Annotated in this window: 17 protein-coding genes; 9 read left to right on the top strand and 8 right to left on the bottom strand. The window is 69.6% G+C overall.

Translation table 11 applies throughout. The features are described 5' to 3' along the window. Nucleotides 1-71 precede the first annotated feature (71 nt). Complete coding sequence (locus NOW55_RS09495; protein WP_256399859.1) at nt 72-1,595, top strand: DUF790 family protein; 1,524 nt, start codon at nt 72-74, stop codon at nt 1,593-1,595. 176 nt (nt 1,596-1,771) lie between these two features. Here the strand turns inward: NOW55_RS09495 and NOW55_RS09490 are convergent, their stop codons facing one another. After that, entirely contained in the window at nt 1,772-2,275 is a 504-nt protein-coding gene (locus NOW55_RS09490) for a DUF7122 family protein (RefSeq protein ID WP_256399858.1), read from the bottom strand. Next, complete coding sequence (locus NOW55_RS09485; RefSeq protein WP_256399857.1) at nt 2,272-3,198, bottom strand: RsmB/NOP family class I SAM-dependent RNA methyltransferase; 927 nt, start codon at nt 3,196-3,198, stop codon at nt 2,272-2,274. The genes NOW55_RS09490 and NOW55_RS09485 overlap by 4 nt, the downstream gene beginning before the upstream one ends. Before the next feature lie 94 nt (nt 3,199-3,292). On the opposite strand from NOW55_RS09485, the gene NOW55_RS09480 reads away from it, so the two are divergent. The 5 genes from NOW55_RS09480 (at nt 3,293) to NOW55_RS09460 (ending at nt 8,754) form a co-directional block, all read left to right on the top strand. Next, nucleotides 3,293-4,030: a proteasome assembly chaperone family protein gene (locus tag NOW55_RS09480; RefSeq protein ID WP_256399856.1), complete on the top strand. Its 738-nt coding sequence runs from the start codon at nt 3,293-3,295 to the stop codon at nt 4,028-4,030. Nucleotides 4,031-4,114: 84 nt separating this feature from the next. Then, a complete protein-coding gene (locus NOW55_RS09475; RefSeq protein ID WP_256399855.1) occupies nt 4,115-5,236 on the top strand; it encodes a pyridoxal phosphate-dependent aminotransferase in 1,122 nt (373 codons plus the stop codon). 108 nt (nt 5,237-5,344) lie between these two features. After that, a complete protein-coding gene (locus NOW55_RS09470; protein WP_256399854.1) occupies nt 5,345-7,045 on the top strand; it encodes a bacterio-opsin activator domain-containing protein in 1,701 nt (566 codons plus the stop codon). A gap of 287 nt (nt 7,046-7,332) precedes the next feature. Then, nucleotides 7,333-7,755, top strand: a complete 423-nt coding sequence (locus tag NOW55_RS09465; RefSeq protein ID WP_256399853.1) for a hypothetical protein — start codon at nt 7,333-7,335, stop codon at nt 7,753-7,755. Nucleotides 7,756-7,902: 147 nt separating this feature from the next. After that, nucleotides 7,903-8,754 (top strand): UbiA family prenyltransferase, encoded by an 852-nt coding sequence (locus NOW55_RS09460; protein ID WP_256399852.1) that lies wholly within the window; start codon nt 7,903-7,905, stop codon nt 8,752-8,754. A 46-nt stretch (nt 8,755-8,800) separates the two neighbouring features. On the opposite strand, the gene NOW55_RS09455 is transcribed toward NOW55_RS09460, so the two are convergent. The 3 genes from NOW55_RS09455 to NOW55_RS09445 form a co-directional block, all read right to left on the bottom strand. Beyond that, nucleotides 8,801-9,463 carry a DUF7978 family protein gene (locus NOW55_RS09455; RefSeq protein ID WP_256399851.1) on the bottom strand — a complete coding sequence of 221 codons (663 nt, stop codon included), beginning with the start codon at nt 9,461-9,463 and terminating at the stop codon, nt 8,801-8,803. 40 nt (nt 9,464-9,503) lie between these two features. Next, on the bottom strand, nt 9,504-9,887 hold the full coding sequence (locus tag NOW55_RS09450; protein ID WP_256399850.1) for a hypothetical protein: 384 nt from the start codon (nt 9,885-9,887) through the stop codon (nt 9,504-9,506). Between the two features lie 426 nt (nt 9,888-10,313). Next, entirely contained in the window at nt 10,314-11,495 is a 1,182-nt protein-coding gene (locus tag NOW55_RS09445; RefSeq protein WP_256399849.1) for a redox-regulated ATPase YchF, read from the bottom strand. A 166-nt stretch (nt 11,496-11,661) separates the two neighbouring features. On the opposite strand from NOW55_RS09445, the gene NOW55_RS09440 reads away from it, so the two are divergent. Next, entirely contained in the window at nt 11,662-12,192 is a 531-nt protein-coding gene (locus tag NOW55_RS09440; RefSeq protein ID WP_256399848.1) for a hypothetical protein, read from the top strand. A gap of 54 nt (nt 12,193-12,246) precedes the next feature. Here NOW55_RS09440 and NOW55_RS09435 read toward each other — a convergent pair whose 3' ends face one another. Beyond that, complete coding sequence (locus NOW55_RS09435) at nt 12,247-13,101, bottom strand: polymer-forming cytoskeletal protein (protein WP_368407747.1); 855 nt, start codon at nt 13,099-13,101, stop codon at nt 12,247-12,249. Between the two features lie 103 nt (nt 13,102-13,204). Here NOW55_RS09435 and NOW55_RS09430 point away from each other — a divergent pair, with 103 nt between their 5' ends. Both NOW55_RS09430 and NOW55_RS09425 read left to right on the top strand, forming a co-directional pair. Continuing rightward, nucleotides 13,205-13,399 (top strand): DUF5800 family protein, encoded by a 195-nt coding sequence (locus tag NOW55_RS09430; RefSeq protein WP_256399846.1) that lies wholly within the window; start codon nt 13,205-13,207, stop codon nt 13,397-13,399. A gap of 94 nt (nt 13,400-13,493) precedes the next feature. Next, nucleotides 13,494-13,739, top strand: a complete 246-nt coding sequence (locus tag NOW55_RS09425) for a UPF0058 family protein (RefSeq protein ID WP_256399845.1) — start codon at nt 13,494-13,496, stop codon at nt 13,737-13,739. 49 nt (nt 13,740-13,788) lie between these two features. Here the strand turns inward: NOW55_RS09425 and NOW55_RS09420 are convergent, their stop codons facing one another. Both NOW55_RS09420 and NOW55_RS09415 read right to left on the bottom strand, forming a co-directional pair. Beyond that, entirely contained in the window at nt 13,789-15,003 is a 1,215-nt protein-coding gene (locus tag NOW55_RS09420) for a glycosyltransferase family 87 protein (RefSeq protein WP_256399844.1), read from the bottom strand. 1 nt (nt 15,004) lies between these two features. Then, nucleotides 15,005-15,547: a DUF7097 family protein gene (locus tag NOW55_RS09415; RefSeq protein ID WP_256399843.1), complete on the bottom strand. Its 543-nt coding sequence runs from the start codon at nt 15,545-15,547 to the stop codon at nt 15,005-15,007. Between the last annotated feature and the right edge of the window lie 20 nt (nt 15,548-15,567).

The following is a 15,567-nucleotide window of genomic DNA, read 5'->3' as shown; positions in this document are numbered from 1 at the left end:
GTCGGTACGAAACCTTTGTGACTCACGTCGGGGAGTGGCGTTTTTCACTGCCCACCCCCCATGGGCAGACGATGCTAACGAAGGACCTGCTCCGGGTGTCCCGTGCCGGTGGGGGCTACCACCCGCAGTTCGCCGACCCGGAGCACGAAGCGCTCGCAGCACGCGTCCTCGGCGTGTATCAGGGCCACGTCGGCGAGCAGTGGGGCGACCTGCAGGACGCGCTCGCCGAGCTGGAGGCCGACGCACCCGACTTCAAGCTCGTCCGCGGGTTCGCGAAGCTCCTCGAACGGGAGACGACGCTGGAGACTCGTGCGCCCGTCGAACCGGAACGGGCGCGCCGCGCCGCGTTCGCGGCCGCCGAGCGAGTGGGCGTCGTCACCACCGCGGAGCGGGACGAGGCACTCGCACGGGCGGCCGCCGACCGCGGCGTCGCCCCCGAGGCACTCGCCAGGTCGCTGTACGCCGACCTCGAGGACCGGCAGGTGCTCGCGAGCGTCGACGCGCCGTGGTCCCCCGCCGAACTCGTCGCGCAGTACAACCTTTCGCTGGCGCAGACGGCGCTGTTCGACGCGACGGAGGTCCGCGCACGCTCGTCGGACCCGAAGGCGCTCGTCTCGGCGGTCAAGCGCCTCCGGCTGATGTACGAGATCCGGCGGACGGACGACGGTCGCGAGGTCGTCGTCACCGGTCCCGATGCGCTCTTCCGACGGTCGCGCCGCTACGGCACCCGGTTCGCCCGGCTGCTCCGCACCGTCGCGAAGACCGACGACTGGCGGCTGTCGGCGACCATCGACGATCGCGGCACCGAGCGCGAACTGGTGCTCACCGACGAGGACCCCGTTCGAGTGCCCGGCACGGAGCCCGTCGCCGAGGTCGAGTTCGACAGTCAGGTCGAGCGCGACGTGGCGACGCGCTTCGAATCGCTCGGGCTGGACTGGGACATCGTCCGGGAGCCCGAGCCGCTCGCGACCGGCTCGCGGGTGATGATCCCCGACTTCGCGTTCGACTGGCTCCCGGGCGATGACGAGTTCCGCGTCTACTTCGAGGTGATGGGCTTCTGGACGCCGGAGTACGTCGCGAAGAAGCTCGCACAGCTCGACGACCTGGAGGACGTGGAGATGCTCGTCGCGGTCGACGAATCGCTCGGCGTCGGCGAGGACATCGCGGCGATGGACCACCGCGTCGTCACGTACTCGGAGCGGGTACGGGTGAAGGCCGTCCGTGACGCGCTCCGGCGCTACGAGGACGAGCTGGTGGCGGCGGCCGCCTCGGGCCTGCCGGACGAACTGGTGCCGGACGACGACGTGGTGACGCTGTCGGCACTGGCGAACCGCCACGGCGTCAGCGAGAGCGCCGTCGAAGGGAAGTCGTTCCCCGAGCACGAGCGCGTCGGACGGACGCTCGTGCGTCCATCGGTGCTCGACGCGGTGGGCGAACGCGTCGAAGCCGGGATGGACCTCGACGAGGCGGAGGCGGTCCTCGACGAGTTCGGGCTGGACGACGCGAGCGCGACGCTCTCGCGGCTCGGCTACCGGGTCGAGTGGGCTGGACTGGGCGGGGGGACGGTGCGGGAGGCCGACGCTGGCGAGGAGTGAGCGGACGACGATCCGGAGCGAGCCGTCGCTGGTGGGTCGGTAGATGGCGAACAGGCGACGCAGATTCTCGCGCGACGGTGCGTCACGCACCCGCCTCGGCCGTCACGCGTCGCGTGGTCAGGGCACGCCGCGTCTGGGCGCGGTTTCCGATAAAAAGGGTCGGACGAGGGGGTGCCTCAGACCGACCGCTGACGGCCCTTCGGCACCGTCGACTTGAGCTCGCCGTAGACGTAGAGACCGACGCCGATGGGCTCGCGCTCGCCCGCGATCTCGTGGGCGGCGATGACGTAGCCCCAGTCGCCGTCGTACGGGATCTCCTGGTCCTCGCCGGCGACGAAGCGCCCGGCCTGTTCCTCGGTCAGCTCGAACACGTTCGTCGTGGCGAGCCGGCCGAAGCGCTGGACGGCGTCGGTCGTCGGCTTCCAGTGCTCCTGTCGGGTCCGGAGGAACGTCATCCCGAGGCCCTCGATCGAGATGGGGCTCGGCGCGTCGCCCGCGAAGATCCAGATCTTGCCCGCGCCCTTCTCCCAGAACGTGTGGTCGGCGAACGTCTCGGCGGGGATGCCGAAGCGGTTCTCCCACCAGTCGACGACCTCCTCGCGGGTGGCCCGGCCCTCGACCTCGCGTTCGTCCTCGGTGGCGGGAATGCGGTCGAAGCGCTGCCCGTCGTTCTCGCTCATGCGCCCACCTCCAGTTTCGCGGTGAAGAACCCGCCAGTGTCGTTCTGGTGGGGGTAGACACGCTTCGCTTTGGTCATCTGCGGGTCGAACTCCTGGTCCTGCCACCCGGTGAGACCGTCGTCGTGTTCGAGCGCGAGGTCGTAGTCGACGAGGTGGCAGTCCTCCTGCTGGAGGACGTGGTCCAGTACGGCCTCGTTCTCCTCCGGGGCGAACGTGCAGGTGGAGTAGACGACGTGGCCGCCGTCGCGAGTGACCTGGATGGCTCGCCGGAGGATGCCCTTCTGGACGCCCGCGATGCCGGCGACGTGGTCCTCGCTCCAGCCGTCGAGTGCGTCCGGGTTTTTCCGGATGGTCCCCTCGCACGAGCAGGGGGCGTCGACGAGCACGCGGTCGAACTGTGGGCCCTCGTGCTCGCCCTCGGCGGCGAAGGGCTTCAGCGAGAAGTTCCTGGCGTCCCGGTTCGTGACCGCGACGTTGGTGACGCCGAGGCGCTCGCAGTTGAACCGCAGCGCGGAGAGCCGCCCGAGGTTGTTGTCGTTGGCGACGAGCGTTCCCTCGTCGTCCATCTCGGCGGCGAGTTGCGTCGCCTTGCTCCCCGGCGCGGCGCAGGCGTCGAGGACGCGCTCGCCCGGCTCCGGTGCGAGCACGGTGGCGGGGATGGCCGACACCTCCTCCTGCCCGTGGACCCAGCCGTGGAAGCTCGGCCACGTGGCCCCGGGGGTGTCCGTCTCGACGCGCATCACGTGGGGGTGCCAGCCGGCACGCTCGAAGCCGACTCCGGCTTCGTCGAACGCGCGTTCGACCTGCTCTGTCGTCGCCTTCAGCGTGTTCACGCGGACCGCCATCGGGAGCGAGCGACGGCAGGCGTCGATGAACGCCTCGAAGTCGTCGACAACGTCCCGGTACCGCTCGAATGGCTCCATCGAGCGCGGTTTCGCGGGGGAACGGTTAGTCGGTTTCGAACGGGCGACGCACTCGTGGGGAGCTTTTACCTCACGTGCGCGTATCAGTTCGAACATGGGACACATCCAGCAGCACGCGGAGATGGACGTCGACGGCGCGATGCTCGTCGAGGGGATGCCCGGTGTCGGCCTCGTCGGGAAGATCGCCACTGACCACCTCGTCGAGGAGTTCGACATGGAGCTGTACGGGACGGTCCACTGCGACAGCCTCGCACCGATCGGCGTCTACCACGAGGGCGAGCGCGAGATCCTGCCGCCGGTCCGCCTCTACGCGGCACCCGAGGAGGACCTGGTCGCGCTCCAGAGCGACGTGCCGGTGAAATCTGCTGCGGTCGCCGAGTTCGCGGACTGCCTCGTCGGCTGGCTCGAGGACGAGAACGTCACGCCCATCTTCCTCAGCGGTCTCCCGGCCGAGAAGTCGGGCGTCCCGGAGCTGTTCGGCATCGCGACGGGCGAGGCGGGGGGGCTGCTCGACGAGCTCGACATCGACCTGCCGCCCGAGAATGGCGTCGTCAGCGGTCCGACCGGCGCGTTCCTCAACGAGGCAGGTGAGGTCGGCCTCGACGGCGTCGGACTCGTCGTCCAGTCGAACGAGCGGTTCCCCGACCCGGAGGCGGCGCGGGTCCTCATCGAGCACGGCATCGGCCCGCTGACCGACATCGAGGTCGACATCTCCGAGCTGGTCGACCACGCCGAGGAGATCAGAGACCAGAAAGAGCAGTTCGCCGAGAAGATGCGCGAGGCGAAAGACGAGGAGAGCTCGCAGGCCCAGCCGCTCCGGATGTACCAGTAGCCCGGCCGCGTCGTCCGGAATCGGTGTGATTCGATACCACGAACCACATCAAGAGTTATCCGCAATCGCGACGCTGGTTGGTGTATGACCGAGTTCTCGAACCGGGTCGAACGGGTCAGTATCAGTGGCATCCGCGAGGTCTTCGAGGCGGCCGGCGAGGACGCCATCAACCTCGGCCTCGGACAGCCCGACTTCCCGACGCCCGAGCACGCGCGCTCGGCCGCCGTCGAGGCCATCCAGGCGGGCAAGACCGACGCCTACACCTCGAACAAGGGCACCGAGTCGCTGCGCGAGGCCATCTCGGCGAAGTTCGAGCGTGACCGCGGCCTCGCGGTCGACACCGAGGACATCATCGCGACCGCCGGCGGCTCCGAGGCACTGCACCTCGTCATGGAGGCCCACGTCGACCAGGGCGACGAGGTCATCTACCCCGACCCCGGCTTCGTCGCGTACGAGGCGCTCACGCACGTCGCGGGCGGCGAGCCGAACCCCGTCCCGCTCCGCGAGGACCTCACGCTCGACCCCGCGACGGTCGAAGAGAACATCACCGAAGACACCGCGGCGTTCATCGTGAACAGCCCCGGCAACCCGACCGGTGCGGTCCAGTCCGAGGAGGACATGCGGGAGTTCGCCCGCATCGCCGAGGAGCACGACGTGCTCTGTGTCTCCGACGAGGTGTACGAGCACATCGTCTTCGACGGCGAGCACCACTCTCCGATGGAGTTCACCGACTCCGGCAACGTGGTCGTCGTCTCCGCCTGCTCCAAGACGTACTCGATGACCGGCTGGCGGCTCGGCTGGGTGGTCGGCTCGAACGAGCGCATCGAGCGCATGCTCCGGGTCCACCAGTACGTGCAGGCCTGCGCGTCGGCCCCGGCGCAGTACGCCGCCGAGGGAGCCATCGACGGCCCGCAGGACGTCGTCGACGAGATGGTCGCCACGTTCGAGGAGCGCCGGGACCTCGTCGTCGACGGCCTGACCGACATGGGACTGGACGTGCCGGAGCCGAAGGGCGCGTTCTACGTCATGCCGAAGGTGCCCGACGGCTGGGTCGACGAGGTGCTCGACCGCGGCGTCGTCGTCGTCCCCGGCGAGGCGTTCGGCGACCACGGCGAGGGCTACGCCCGCATCTCCTACGCCACCAGCACCGAGGAGCTGGAGGAGGCGCTGGACGTGATGCGCGAGGCGACGAAGGCGGTCCGCTGAGACGTCCCGACGGCCACCACAGTTCGGGTGACGACGGCGGCGGTACACCGTGAAGCCAAACTGTTTAGGTCCGACTCCATTTGCTCGTCGGCCCCGTACGCATCGCCAATGGCAACGAATCTGTCGCGGGATGCAGAGGTGGGGGCTTCCCGTCCCACAGTCCTCGTCGTGGACGACGACGAGGACCTCGCGGACACCTGTCGATACTGGCTGGAGGACGACGACTACCGCGTCGTGACCGCCTACAGCGGGGAGGACGCGCTGGACGCGGTCGACGACCAGATCGACCTCGTCCTGCTCGACCGTCGGATGCCCCGCAAGTCGGGCGACGAGACGCTCGACGTCCTCCGCGCGGAGGGCTACGAGTTCCCGGTCGCGATGATGACCGCCGTCGCGCCCGACACCGACATCGTCGACATGCCGTTCGACGAGTACCTCGTGAAGCCCGTCGACCGCGACGACGTCGTCGACACCGCGGACGAACTGCTCGCGCGCTCGGACTTCTCCGAGGCGGTCCGGGAGTACTTCGCGCTGGAGGCGACCGAGGCCGCGCTCTCGACGCGCGAGCGCGAGGCCCTGCGCGACGAGGACCAGCTCGTCGAACTCGAGAGCGAGCTCGACGAGACGTACGAGGCCAACGAGGAGGCGATCGCACAGCGCGAACAGCAGCTCGAACGCCTCACGAACGTCAACCGGGTCATCCGGCGCGTCGACCGCGCGCTCGTCGATTCGGAGACCCGGGAGGCCATCGACGCCGCGGTCTGCGGGGCCGTCGTCGGGACCGAGCCGTACCGCGCGGCGCTGGTCGCTGAGTACACCGACCACAGCCGAGGCGTCCGGCCGCGTGAGGGTGCGGGCGCGGTGGACGAGACCCTCGACATCGCCGGCAGCCAGCTCGTCGAGGGCGTCGAGTCGGCGGTCGACGACGGCGAGATACAGCTGCTGACCGACGTCGACGTGGCCGGGTTCGAGGACGGCGTCGCACTCGTCACGCCGCTGTCCTACCGCGAGAAGTCCTACGGGGCGCTCGTCGTCGGGACCACGGCCGAACACACCGTCAGCGACCACGAGCTCGACGTGTTCGCCCAGCTCGGCGCGCGCATCGGCAACGGCATCACGGCCGTCGAGCAGCACCGCCTCCTGCTCGCGGACACCGTCGCCGAGCTGGAGTTCCGCCACGGCGACCGCGACGACCCGCTCGTCCGCATCGCGGCGGAGACGGGCGGTGACCTCTCGCTGCGCGGCATCGCCTCGAACGACGAGTCCGGGCTGACCTGCTTCGTCGACCTCGTTGGCGGCGACGGCGAGGCGGCGCTCGAACTCGCGGCCGAACTCGACGCCATCGGGAGCGCGCGGCTCGTCGCCGACGGGGGGGAATCCCTGCTCGAGCTCTCCGTCACCGAGGCCGCCATCGAGACGCTCTCGGCCGTCGGCGCGACCGTCCGGTCGTTCGACGTGACCGACGGGGAGGGGAGCGTCGTCGTCGAGGCCGCACCGGACGCCGACCTGAAGGCCATCGCCAGCGCGGTCCAGTCGACGTACGACGACATCGACCTCGTCTCCAAGCGCGAGGTCGAGCGCTCGGTCCAGTCGACCGAATCCTTCCGGCAGGACCTCAGCGACCGCCTGACCGACCGCCAGCGGGCCGCCCTCGAGACGGCGTACTCGGCGGGCTACTACGAGTGGCCCCGCGACAGCACCGCAGAGGAGGTCGCCGACGCGATGGACATCGCCGCCCCGACGCTGCACGAGCACCTCCGCGCCGCCGAGCGCAAGCTGCTGGAGTCCTTCGTCGACGAGACGGTCTGAAGCGTCGGTCCGTCTCCGGGCGGCCCCATGTGTATCCGCAGGAATGTTTGGCAAATGTTAACATCCCACAGAGTAGAGTAGTAAGGGACGTTCCCCGTGCCAGATCGCGGACCGACGAGGGAGGGTTGTGGGGGACGTCGCGGAGGAAATCAATGCCACCAATCCAGCCTACCAGACGAACCGTGCTACAGACGATCGGTGGCGGTCTCGTGCTGGGAGCCGCGGGTGCCACAGCCGCGACCGCGCAACCGGACGAGCTCTCACAGCAGCTCAATGGCGTTCGAGCCGTGAGCCGTCCGTACAGGGATTTCGACACCGCCCGCGAAGACCACTACAGCGCCATCTCGCCGTACGTCCCCGGGATGGGGTTCCACTTCGCCGACGGGTCACCGTTCGGGACCGACCTCGAAGACCCGGGCGTGCTCGTCTACTTCACGACGGGGAACTACGACCCAGAACCGGGAGAGCCCCACGACCAGTCACACGATGACGACCTCGTCCTCGGCGGGGTCGAGTGGCTGGTCCCCGGCGACCAGGCTGCGAACCCACCGAACATCTTCGCCGACGAGGACAGCTCGCGACACCTGCGGACGACGGAGGCGGAGGGCTGGCACTTCGAGAGTGAGAGGGACTTCACCGGCCTCCACGCGTGGGTCCACCGGGGGAACCCCGAAGGCGTGTTCCACCCGACGAACCCGACCATCGACTGAGCCACCGCCGAGCCGCCAGTGACGGACTGGACGGTGCCACGGGGCACCGTCTCCCAGTCGTCCGTCACCGGGGCTACGCGCACGGGCGCTCCGGCAGTCCCGTCGCCCACCCGCGGAGTTATTGGCGTCGGTGCCGAATGGTAGCACATGACGTTCTCCCGGCACGACTCCGGAGTCGTCGCCGACGCCCGCGCGCTCTCCTCGCAGGTCCACCCCGTGTTCATGCTCCCGCCGCTCGCCGCCTCGTGGTTCGGGAGCGTCCTCGCAGGGGAGTTCGACGTGGCCCTCGGCGCGGTCCACATGGTCGCCGTCTTCCTCGCGGTCTACACCGCCCACGTGAAGGACGGCTACGTGGACTTCTACGTGCGCGACGAGGACGACGACCACCCGCTGACCGAGCGCGGCTGTCGCCTCGCCCTCGCGCTCGCCACGACCGGGTTCTTCCTCTGCCTCGGCGCGCTGTGGCTGCTCGTCGACCCCGTCGCCGCGCTCGTCACGCTGCCGTGCTGGCTCATCGCCTACCACCACGCCCCCCAGCTCGACACGAACCCGGTCACCGCGACGACGGGCTACCCGCTCGGCATCGCGGTCGCCATCGTCGGCGGCTACTACGTCCAGACCGCCGGCTTCGCGGCCGTCCCGCTCGCCTTCGCCGTCGTGTTCCTCGTCCTGCTCTCGGGCGTGAAGGTCATCGACGACGCGAAGGACTACGAATACGACCGCTCCATCAGGAAGCGCACCGTCGCTGTGGTCGTCGGTCGCGAGCGCGCCCGCACGGTCGCCTTCGGGCTGATGGCGGTCGGGCTGGTCGCCGTGCTCGCGTTCGCCGCCGTCAGCGTGTTCCCGCCCTCCGCGGCCGCCGCCGTCCTCGTGTTCGTCCCGGTCGCCGCGTTCGCCCGCCGCGGCACCGACGAGCTGGCGACGATGCTGCTCGTGCGCGGCTGCTACCTCTTCCTCGCGGTGCTGCTCGTCGCGGTGTACTACCAGCCGTTGTCGTGACCCGGGGCGGCCGCGCCGTCACGCCGGTCCGCCGTGCGGTGCGGGCTCACGGCCGTCTGCGCTGTCGGTCGCGACGCTGCTGGCTCGGCCTGGTCCACGGCGCACGTCGCCCCAGCAACGCTCCCAGCAGCCCGAACACGGCCGGGTACGCGAGCGCGGCGAGTCCGACGGTCAGCCACGGGTTCGGGCCGACCTCGGTCCCCGCCGGTACGCCGACCGCAGGTGGTGCGGGCTGGATGGACGCGACGATGAGGAACACCGCCGCGACGAAACAGTAGCCGACCGCGACGGCGACCCCCGCCCGGGGCCACCGGGTGTTCTTCGGGCGACGCTTGGCCGTCCGGTAGCCCGCGACCACGAGCAGCGCCGGTGGCAGGAGGAACAGCCCGTAGAACAGCGGCTCCTCGGCCGCGAGCCAGAAGAGCGTGTTCCCCCCGCCGGCGACGACCGAGAGCGCGTCGAGTGCGACGCCGTCGGTCGGAACCAGGTGGGCGTTGTAGTACACCCACGCCGAGACGCGCCAGCGACCGAGCGCCGAGACGGCGAGCCCTGCCTCGCCCGCGAACCGGCCCCGGAGGAGGAAGTAGACCAGCCCCACGCCGACGAGGAAGGCGAGCCCGCCGACGGCCCCGCCTCTGAGCCAGAGGAACAGCGTGGCGACCGAATCGACCTCGGTGTCGCGGGTGAGTCGTTCGTCTCGGCGGGACATTCACCGTCAGTAGCCCGCGACAGCGCATGAGTGTACTGGGTCACCCGCCGCCTTCGGCTGCGGCGCGATGACAGCGGTCGAGCCACAGCCGCTCGTAGGCTCCCTCGCTCACGAGCCGCCCGTGGAGGTCCGCGACCGTCCTGATGTCCGCCTCACGGCACCACTCCACGCATCGCCCGTACAGCTCCCGCGGGTGGTCGTCGGTGTCGTGGACGACCCGCAGCTCGTCGACCCCGGCGAGGCTCGCGACGAACGCCCGGGTGTGGCCGTCGATGAGCACCCACTCGCCGTCCAGTTCGATGACCGACAGCGGGTCGTAGTCGGGCTCGTCCGGGTCGAACCACGAGAGCACGCCGTCGAGCTTCCCCCGGCTGAGATAGAGCTGGCTCGGCTGGGGCTCGTCGATGGGGAGCCAGTCGACCATGTGGAGTGCGTCACGGGAGAGTGAGAAAAACGATTGGATGGTCTGAGAACCGGTCACGTGCGAGGACACAGCCGGGTGGCGCGCGGCTGGCAAGACTGTGCGACCGCAGGGAGCACGTCGAGCCATCCGCGCGAGGGACGAGAAGCGCAGCGAAGCGAGCATCGGTCACGAAACGCGTGCGTTTCGTGAGCCCGCCGGAAATCTCTGATTTCCGGAGATGCAGTCGGCTGGGGAGGCCTGAGGTGCGGTCGCGGTGCTGTGCTGTTGGGTGGGACTGAAAGGGGCGTGGCGCTCGCCGAACCCGGACCCAACAAGCACCGCAGGCACGAGGAGCGCAGTTGTGGTCCCGGAAGTCGAGCGCCTCGGGGCTTTCTGGCTGCTATCGATACCAGCGGTTCCCACGAAAGAAGCAACGGATAACCGATTCTACTTCGCGGTCGAGACGATCTTCACCACGTCGCCCTCCTCCAGTTCGTACGAATCCGAGATCTCGCGCGAGCTCCGCGCATCGACGGCGTGCAGGTACCCGTCCCCGATGTCCGAGTGAACCGCGTACGCGAGGTCCACGGGAGTGGACCCGCGAGGCAGCAGGAAGGCGTCGGGCAGCACGTTCCCCTTCGCGTCGGTCCACTTCGAGGCGTCCTGCACGGGGTACGCCGTCAGGTGGTCGAGCAGGTCGTAGACGGCGTAGTCCAGCGCGGCCTGCACGCCGGTGCCGCCGTACTCGGCCATGGTGTCGCGCAGCCCGTCGAGCAGGTCGCGCTGGGCGTCGGACACCTCGCCGACGATGTCGAAGGAGTCGTCGCCGGGGTCGTAGTCGACCGCGCCGGCCTCCGCGCCCTTGCGGAGCGCGAGTTCGCCCTGTGCGGTTGCGGGGATGACGGGCTTGTCGAGTTCGAGCAGGCGTTCGACGTTCTCCTGGGACGCCACGTCGGCCTTGTTGGCGACGACGACGATGGGCTTCGTGCGCCGGCGCACGTCGCGGGCGAGGGCCTCGCGGTCCTCGTCGGTCCAGGCCATCGGGTCGGCGGGGTAGTCCAGCCCGCGGAGGACGGTCTGCACGTCGGCCATGCTCGCGCCGAACCCGGTGAGCATGTCCGCGAGCGCCTCGTCGAGGTCGAAGTCGGGCGAGCGGGACTTGCGCTCGACCGATTCCCAGTTGCGGTCGACGATGCCCGCCAGCCAGAGGTCCATCTCCTCCTCGATGAAGTCCACGTCGTCCAGCGGGTCGTGGCTGCCGGGCTCGACGGGTTCGCCCTTCTCGTCGGTCGCGCCGGAGGCGTCGACGACGTTGATGATGACGTCCGCGTTCGTCAGCTCGTCGAGGAACTGGTTGCCGAGGCCCTTCCCCTCGTGTGCGCCGGGGACGAGGCCGGCCACGTCGAGGAGTTCGACGGGGACGTAGCGCTTGCCGTCGTGGCAGTTGTCGTTGCCGCAGCGCTCCTCGCGGTCGAGACAGGGACAGTCGGTTCGGACGTGGGTGACGCCCCGGTTGGCGTCGATGGTCGTGAAGGGGTAGTTCGCCACGTCGACCTCCGCCCGGGTCGCCGCCGAGTAGAACGTGGACTTGCCCGCGTTGGGCTTGCCCGCCAGCGCGATAGAGAGCATACCGGTCGGCTACTCGCGCCGTGGGAAACTGCCTTTCGGTCGGTGATACGGACTCACATCAGCCCCATGATAGTACGGGACAGGTTGCCATGGACCGAGAGACCGCCACACGAAGCGCCGACGAGCCGAAACGTCCTAAACCCCCTTCCGATGAATAGTTACACGTATGAAACGACGCGACCTCCTCGCCGCGACCACGGCGACGCTGTCGACGCTCGGCCTCGCCGGCTGTGTCTCCACGCTGGGCACGGGTGGACCCGGCAGCCAGCCGACCGACCCGACCGAGACCGCGACGACACGCACGGACCCGCGCGCCGCCCCCGAACTGAGCATGGCCATCGAGACCGTCGAGGAGACCTGGCGGAAGGTCGTCCACATGGACGGCGACGAGATCACCTCCGGCGCGACCGCGTCCGTCGAGGTCCGCGTCGACGGCGAGCGCGTCCCCGTCGTCCCCGACGCGACGTCGACCAGCAACTTCGCCGGCACGAGCACCCTCGACGAGCGCGACACCTTCGCCTACTGGGCCGCCGACGAGGACCAGCTGGACGAGGATCAGGCCGCCGCCGTCGACTACCCCATCTCCATCGGGAACAAGGTTTACTTCGAGGCGGAAGCCGGCCAGACCGTCACCGTCTTCTGGAACGGCGAGTTCGTCGAGCCCGAGGTGCTGCTGGAGACGACCATCGACGGGTAAGCCGCGCTTTCTGGGTCCCCAGCCCGCAGTAGTTCCGGAAGAACAGCGACCGCGCTACTCCACGTCGCGCCGCGCGATGCCCTGCATCGTGATGTTGCCGCGGGCGCGCATCGTCCCGTCGACCTCCGCGCCCTTCGAGAGCTCCAGGTCCGAGCAGGAGACGTCGCCGAGGACGAGCGCGCCGGGGGCGATGCGGACCTCGCCCTTGCGGGTGGTCACGTCGCCGTGGACGCGGGTGCCCTCGCCGATGTAGATGTCGTGCTTCGCGCGCAGACTGCCGAAGATGTTGCAGTCCTCGCCGACCGCGATGGACTCGGCGCGGATGTTGCCGTGGAGCCGGCACTCGTCGCCGATGGACGCCGGCGTGGAGACGCGCCAGGCGTCGTCGCTCACCGTCGCGCCGCGCGGGACGATGAGCGGCGGCTCGTCGGGGTCCTCCTCGTCGGACAGTTCGTTCACGAGATTCTGTGCGGCCTCCTCCTCCCCGAGCAGCATCAGCTGCTTGAGGTAGACGAACAGGAAGACGATGGTCGGCATCGGGTTCCGGATGACGATCCAGCCGTTGGCCTCGAAGCCGTCCTCGATGTCCACGTCGTCGCCGACGTCGAGGTCGCCCGAGACCATGAGCTGGCCGCCGATGTGGGTCCGCTCGCCGATGAACGCGTCGCGGCCGACGAGGACGTTCCCGGCCACGTCGGACCACATGTCGAGGCGGCAGTCCGCCTCTGCTTCGACGCCACCGCCGATGCGGACCCCCTCGCCCGCGAGGACGTTCCGTCCCCGGATGCCGAACTCGACGGTCGAGCGACCGCCCATGAGCACGTCACCGTCGGTCACGAGGTCGTGCTCTTCCACCGTCGTCCCGTCGGGAATGGAGAGTTCGTCGAGTGGGTCCGTACTCAGCGACACACAGCGCTATCGGCTCTACGTCATCTTAAACCCCGTGTCCGCGTCTGACGCCCGTCAGACGCGCTTCTGTGGGTTTTTAACTGCGCGTCACCACCGTCCGAACATGACAACCCTCTCGTTCGACGACGACGGCTGCGACGTGGTGTACGAAGGCACCGAGTTCCGACTCGAGCGCGCGCTCATCGAGGAGGCCATAGAGAAGGACTACCGCGACGTGACGGACCACGAGGTGCTCCAGATGGTCGAGGAGAGCCCCGACCTGCAGGGCGAGCCGCGACGCATCGGCGACATCATCTGACCCTTCACGAACAGCATGCCCCTTACAATCCAGGGATACCGACATCGAACAATGCCACACTTTTACACGGACCGGAGGGCTACAACGTGTCGCGATGCGTAAACAAGAGCTCCTCCACGTACACCAGCTGTTGAGCCTGGTGCGGCGGAATCTAGAGACGGGGGAGTCGGTTCCACCCGACGCGTTCGCCGCCTACGACGCCCTCGGCGTCGGCCCGAACGCGTGCAACCGGAACAAACGAGATCACGAAGTCGCCATCCACCGCCTGCTCGCCGGCATCGAGACCGTCATCGAGGCGCGCACCGGAGACGACACCGCGGACCCGCCGCTGGTCCACTAAACTGGTCTCCTCCGTTCGTCGATCCCGTCCCAACGAGCGTTTGCTGTCCTCACCCAGCTAGCCCGTCGTCGACAGCCGGCAGGTGGAACGTCACGCAGGCCGCGTGACAGCAGAGCAGCCCGTACGTCGCCGGCGCAGCGAGCGTCAGCACCGGTCGGAGCACCCCGGCGAGCAGTCCCCCGACGGCCGGCACGGCCGCCGCCGCCGCGACGAACTCCCCACCGGCGTACACCGTCGTCGACAGCGCCGCGCCGACGAGGAACACCTGCCGGGCACGGCCCGCCGGGAACAGGTACAGCAGCGCCAACAGCGGGAACAGGAGGAGCCCGATGTACACCTGATACGACGGGAAGCCGAGCAGCATCGCGACGAGCGTCGCGAACCACGCCGTGAGCCGCCGGTCCGGCGTCGAAACGTCCCGGTAGCAGACCGCGAGCGCCGGGAGCAGCACCGCGGCGGCGAACCCGTATCGCGCCACGCTCCCCCCGCCGACGAGGTGCGAACCCGCCCGGTGGAGCGTGAGGTACGTCTCCGTCGCTGCGAGCCCGCCCGCGAACGCATCGACGCCCGTCCGCTCGGTCACGGCGACCTCGACGTAGGTCGTCACGAGCTCCGGCCCGAACAGCACCGCCCCGAGCAGGTGCAGGCCGAGCCCGACGGCGACCGCCGCACCGACAGCCCGCCACGCCCGCCGCCGGAGCAGCCACGCGCCGACGACCACCGGGAACAGCTTCAGGAACGCCGGAAGCGCCAGCGCGGTGCCCGCCAGCGCCACCCGCTCGCGCTCCAGCGCGACGAACCCGACCGCCAGCGCCAGCGCGAGGAACACGTTCACCTGTGAGAAGTAGATCGACGCGCTCCGGTAGCCCGACACCGTGCAGGCCGCCCCCAGCAGCGCCACGTCGACGCGGGAGAGGCCGACGCCAGACTCGCGCAGATAACGGACGATTATCCACGCCAGCGTGAGCCCTGCAGCGACGTTCAGCGCCGAGAAGGCCACGAGCGCGATCGACCCGGGCACGACCGCGAACGGGACGAAGAGCAGGACTGCCACCGGCGGGTAGAGGAACGTGAACTCGGGTGCGCGGGCCGGCGAGACCTCGTAGAGCGCCCCGCCGGAGAGCCACGCGTCGGCGGCGGACCGGTACACCGCGAGGTCGAGGCCGAGGTCGCCGGGGCGCTTCAGCGCGAGCGACCCGAGCATGATGCAGCCGACGACGACCGCCGCCAGCAGCACCAGCCGCGGGGTCGTGCGCCGGTCCATCTCAGTGCTCGTCGTCCCCCGACCGCCGCTCCCGCGCCGTGTCGAACGACAGCTCGCGCTGCTCTCTGCTCCGGCGCTCCTCCCGTGCGGCGATTGCCTCCGGGTCCGGGTTCACGTCGTCGGTCACCCGCGCCCACGAGTTGTGCACCTTCGCGTGACACCACCGGCAGAGGTACACCGTGATCTCGTGGCTCACCTCCCGGCCCACGTCGGCGTACGAGAGGTGGTGCTCCTCCAGGAGCGGCCGCTCGTCCGGGTCCAACTGCATCGGTTTGGCCTCCAGTCCGCAGCGCGCGCACTCCCGGTTCGTCGCCGTGGCCCGGAAGTGCGGACAGTCGCCCCAGTCCCAGTCCGGCCCCGCGTCGTCGTTCACGACCGGACACGCGAACTCGTCCGCGCGACGCTCCCGGGCGAACTCCGGGTCGTGCTGCGGGTGCTCGAAGGCGTACCGGCAGGTGCCCTCGCCCGTGAGGTGGTCACAGAGGGTGGCGTGCTCGTACGGGTCGTCCACCCCCACGGAGGTCCCCGTCGGCGTCTTCTCCATCAGGAGAGGGTTGGGCGGTG

This window comes from Haloarchaeobius litoreus (assembly GCF_024495425.1).
GTDB classification, from domain to species: Archaea; Halobacteriota; Halobacteria; order Halobacteriales; family Natrialbaceae; genus Haloarchaeobius; species Haloarchaeobius litoreus.
This window is presented reverse-complemented; position numbering and strand designations above follow the sequence as displayed.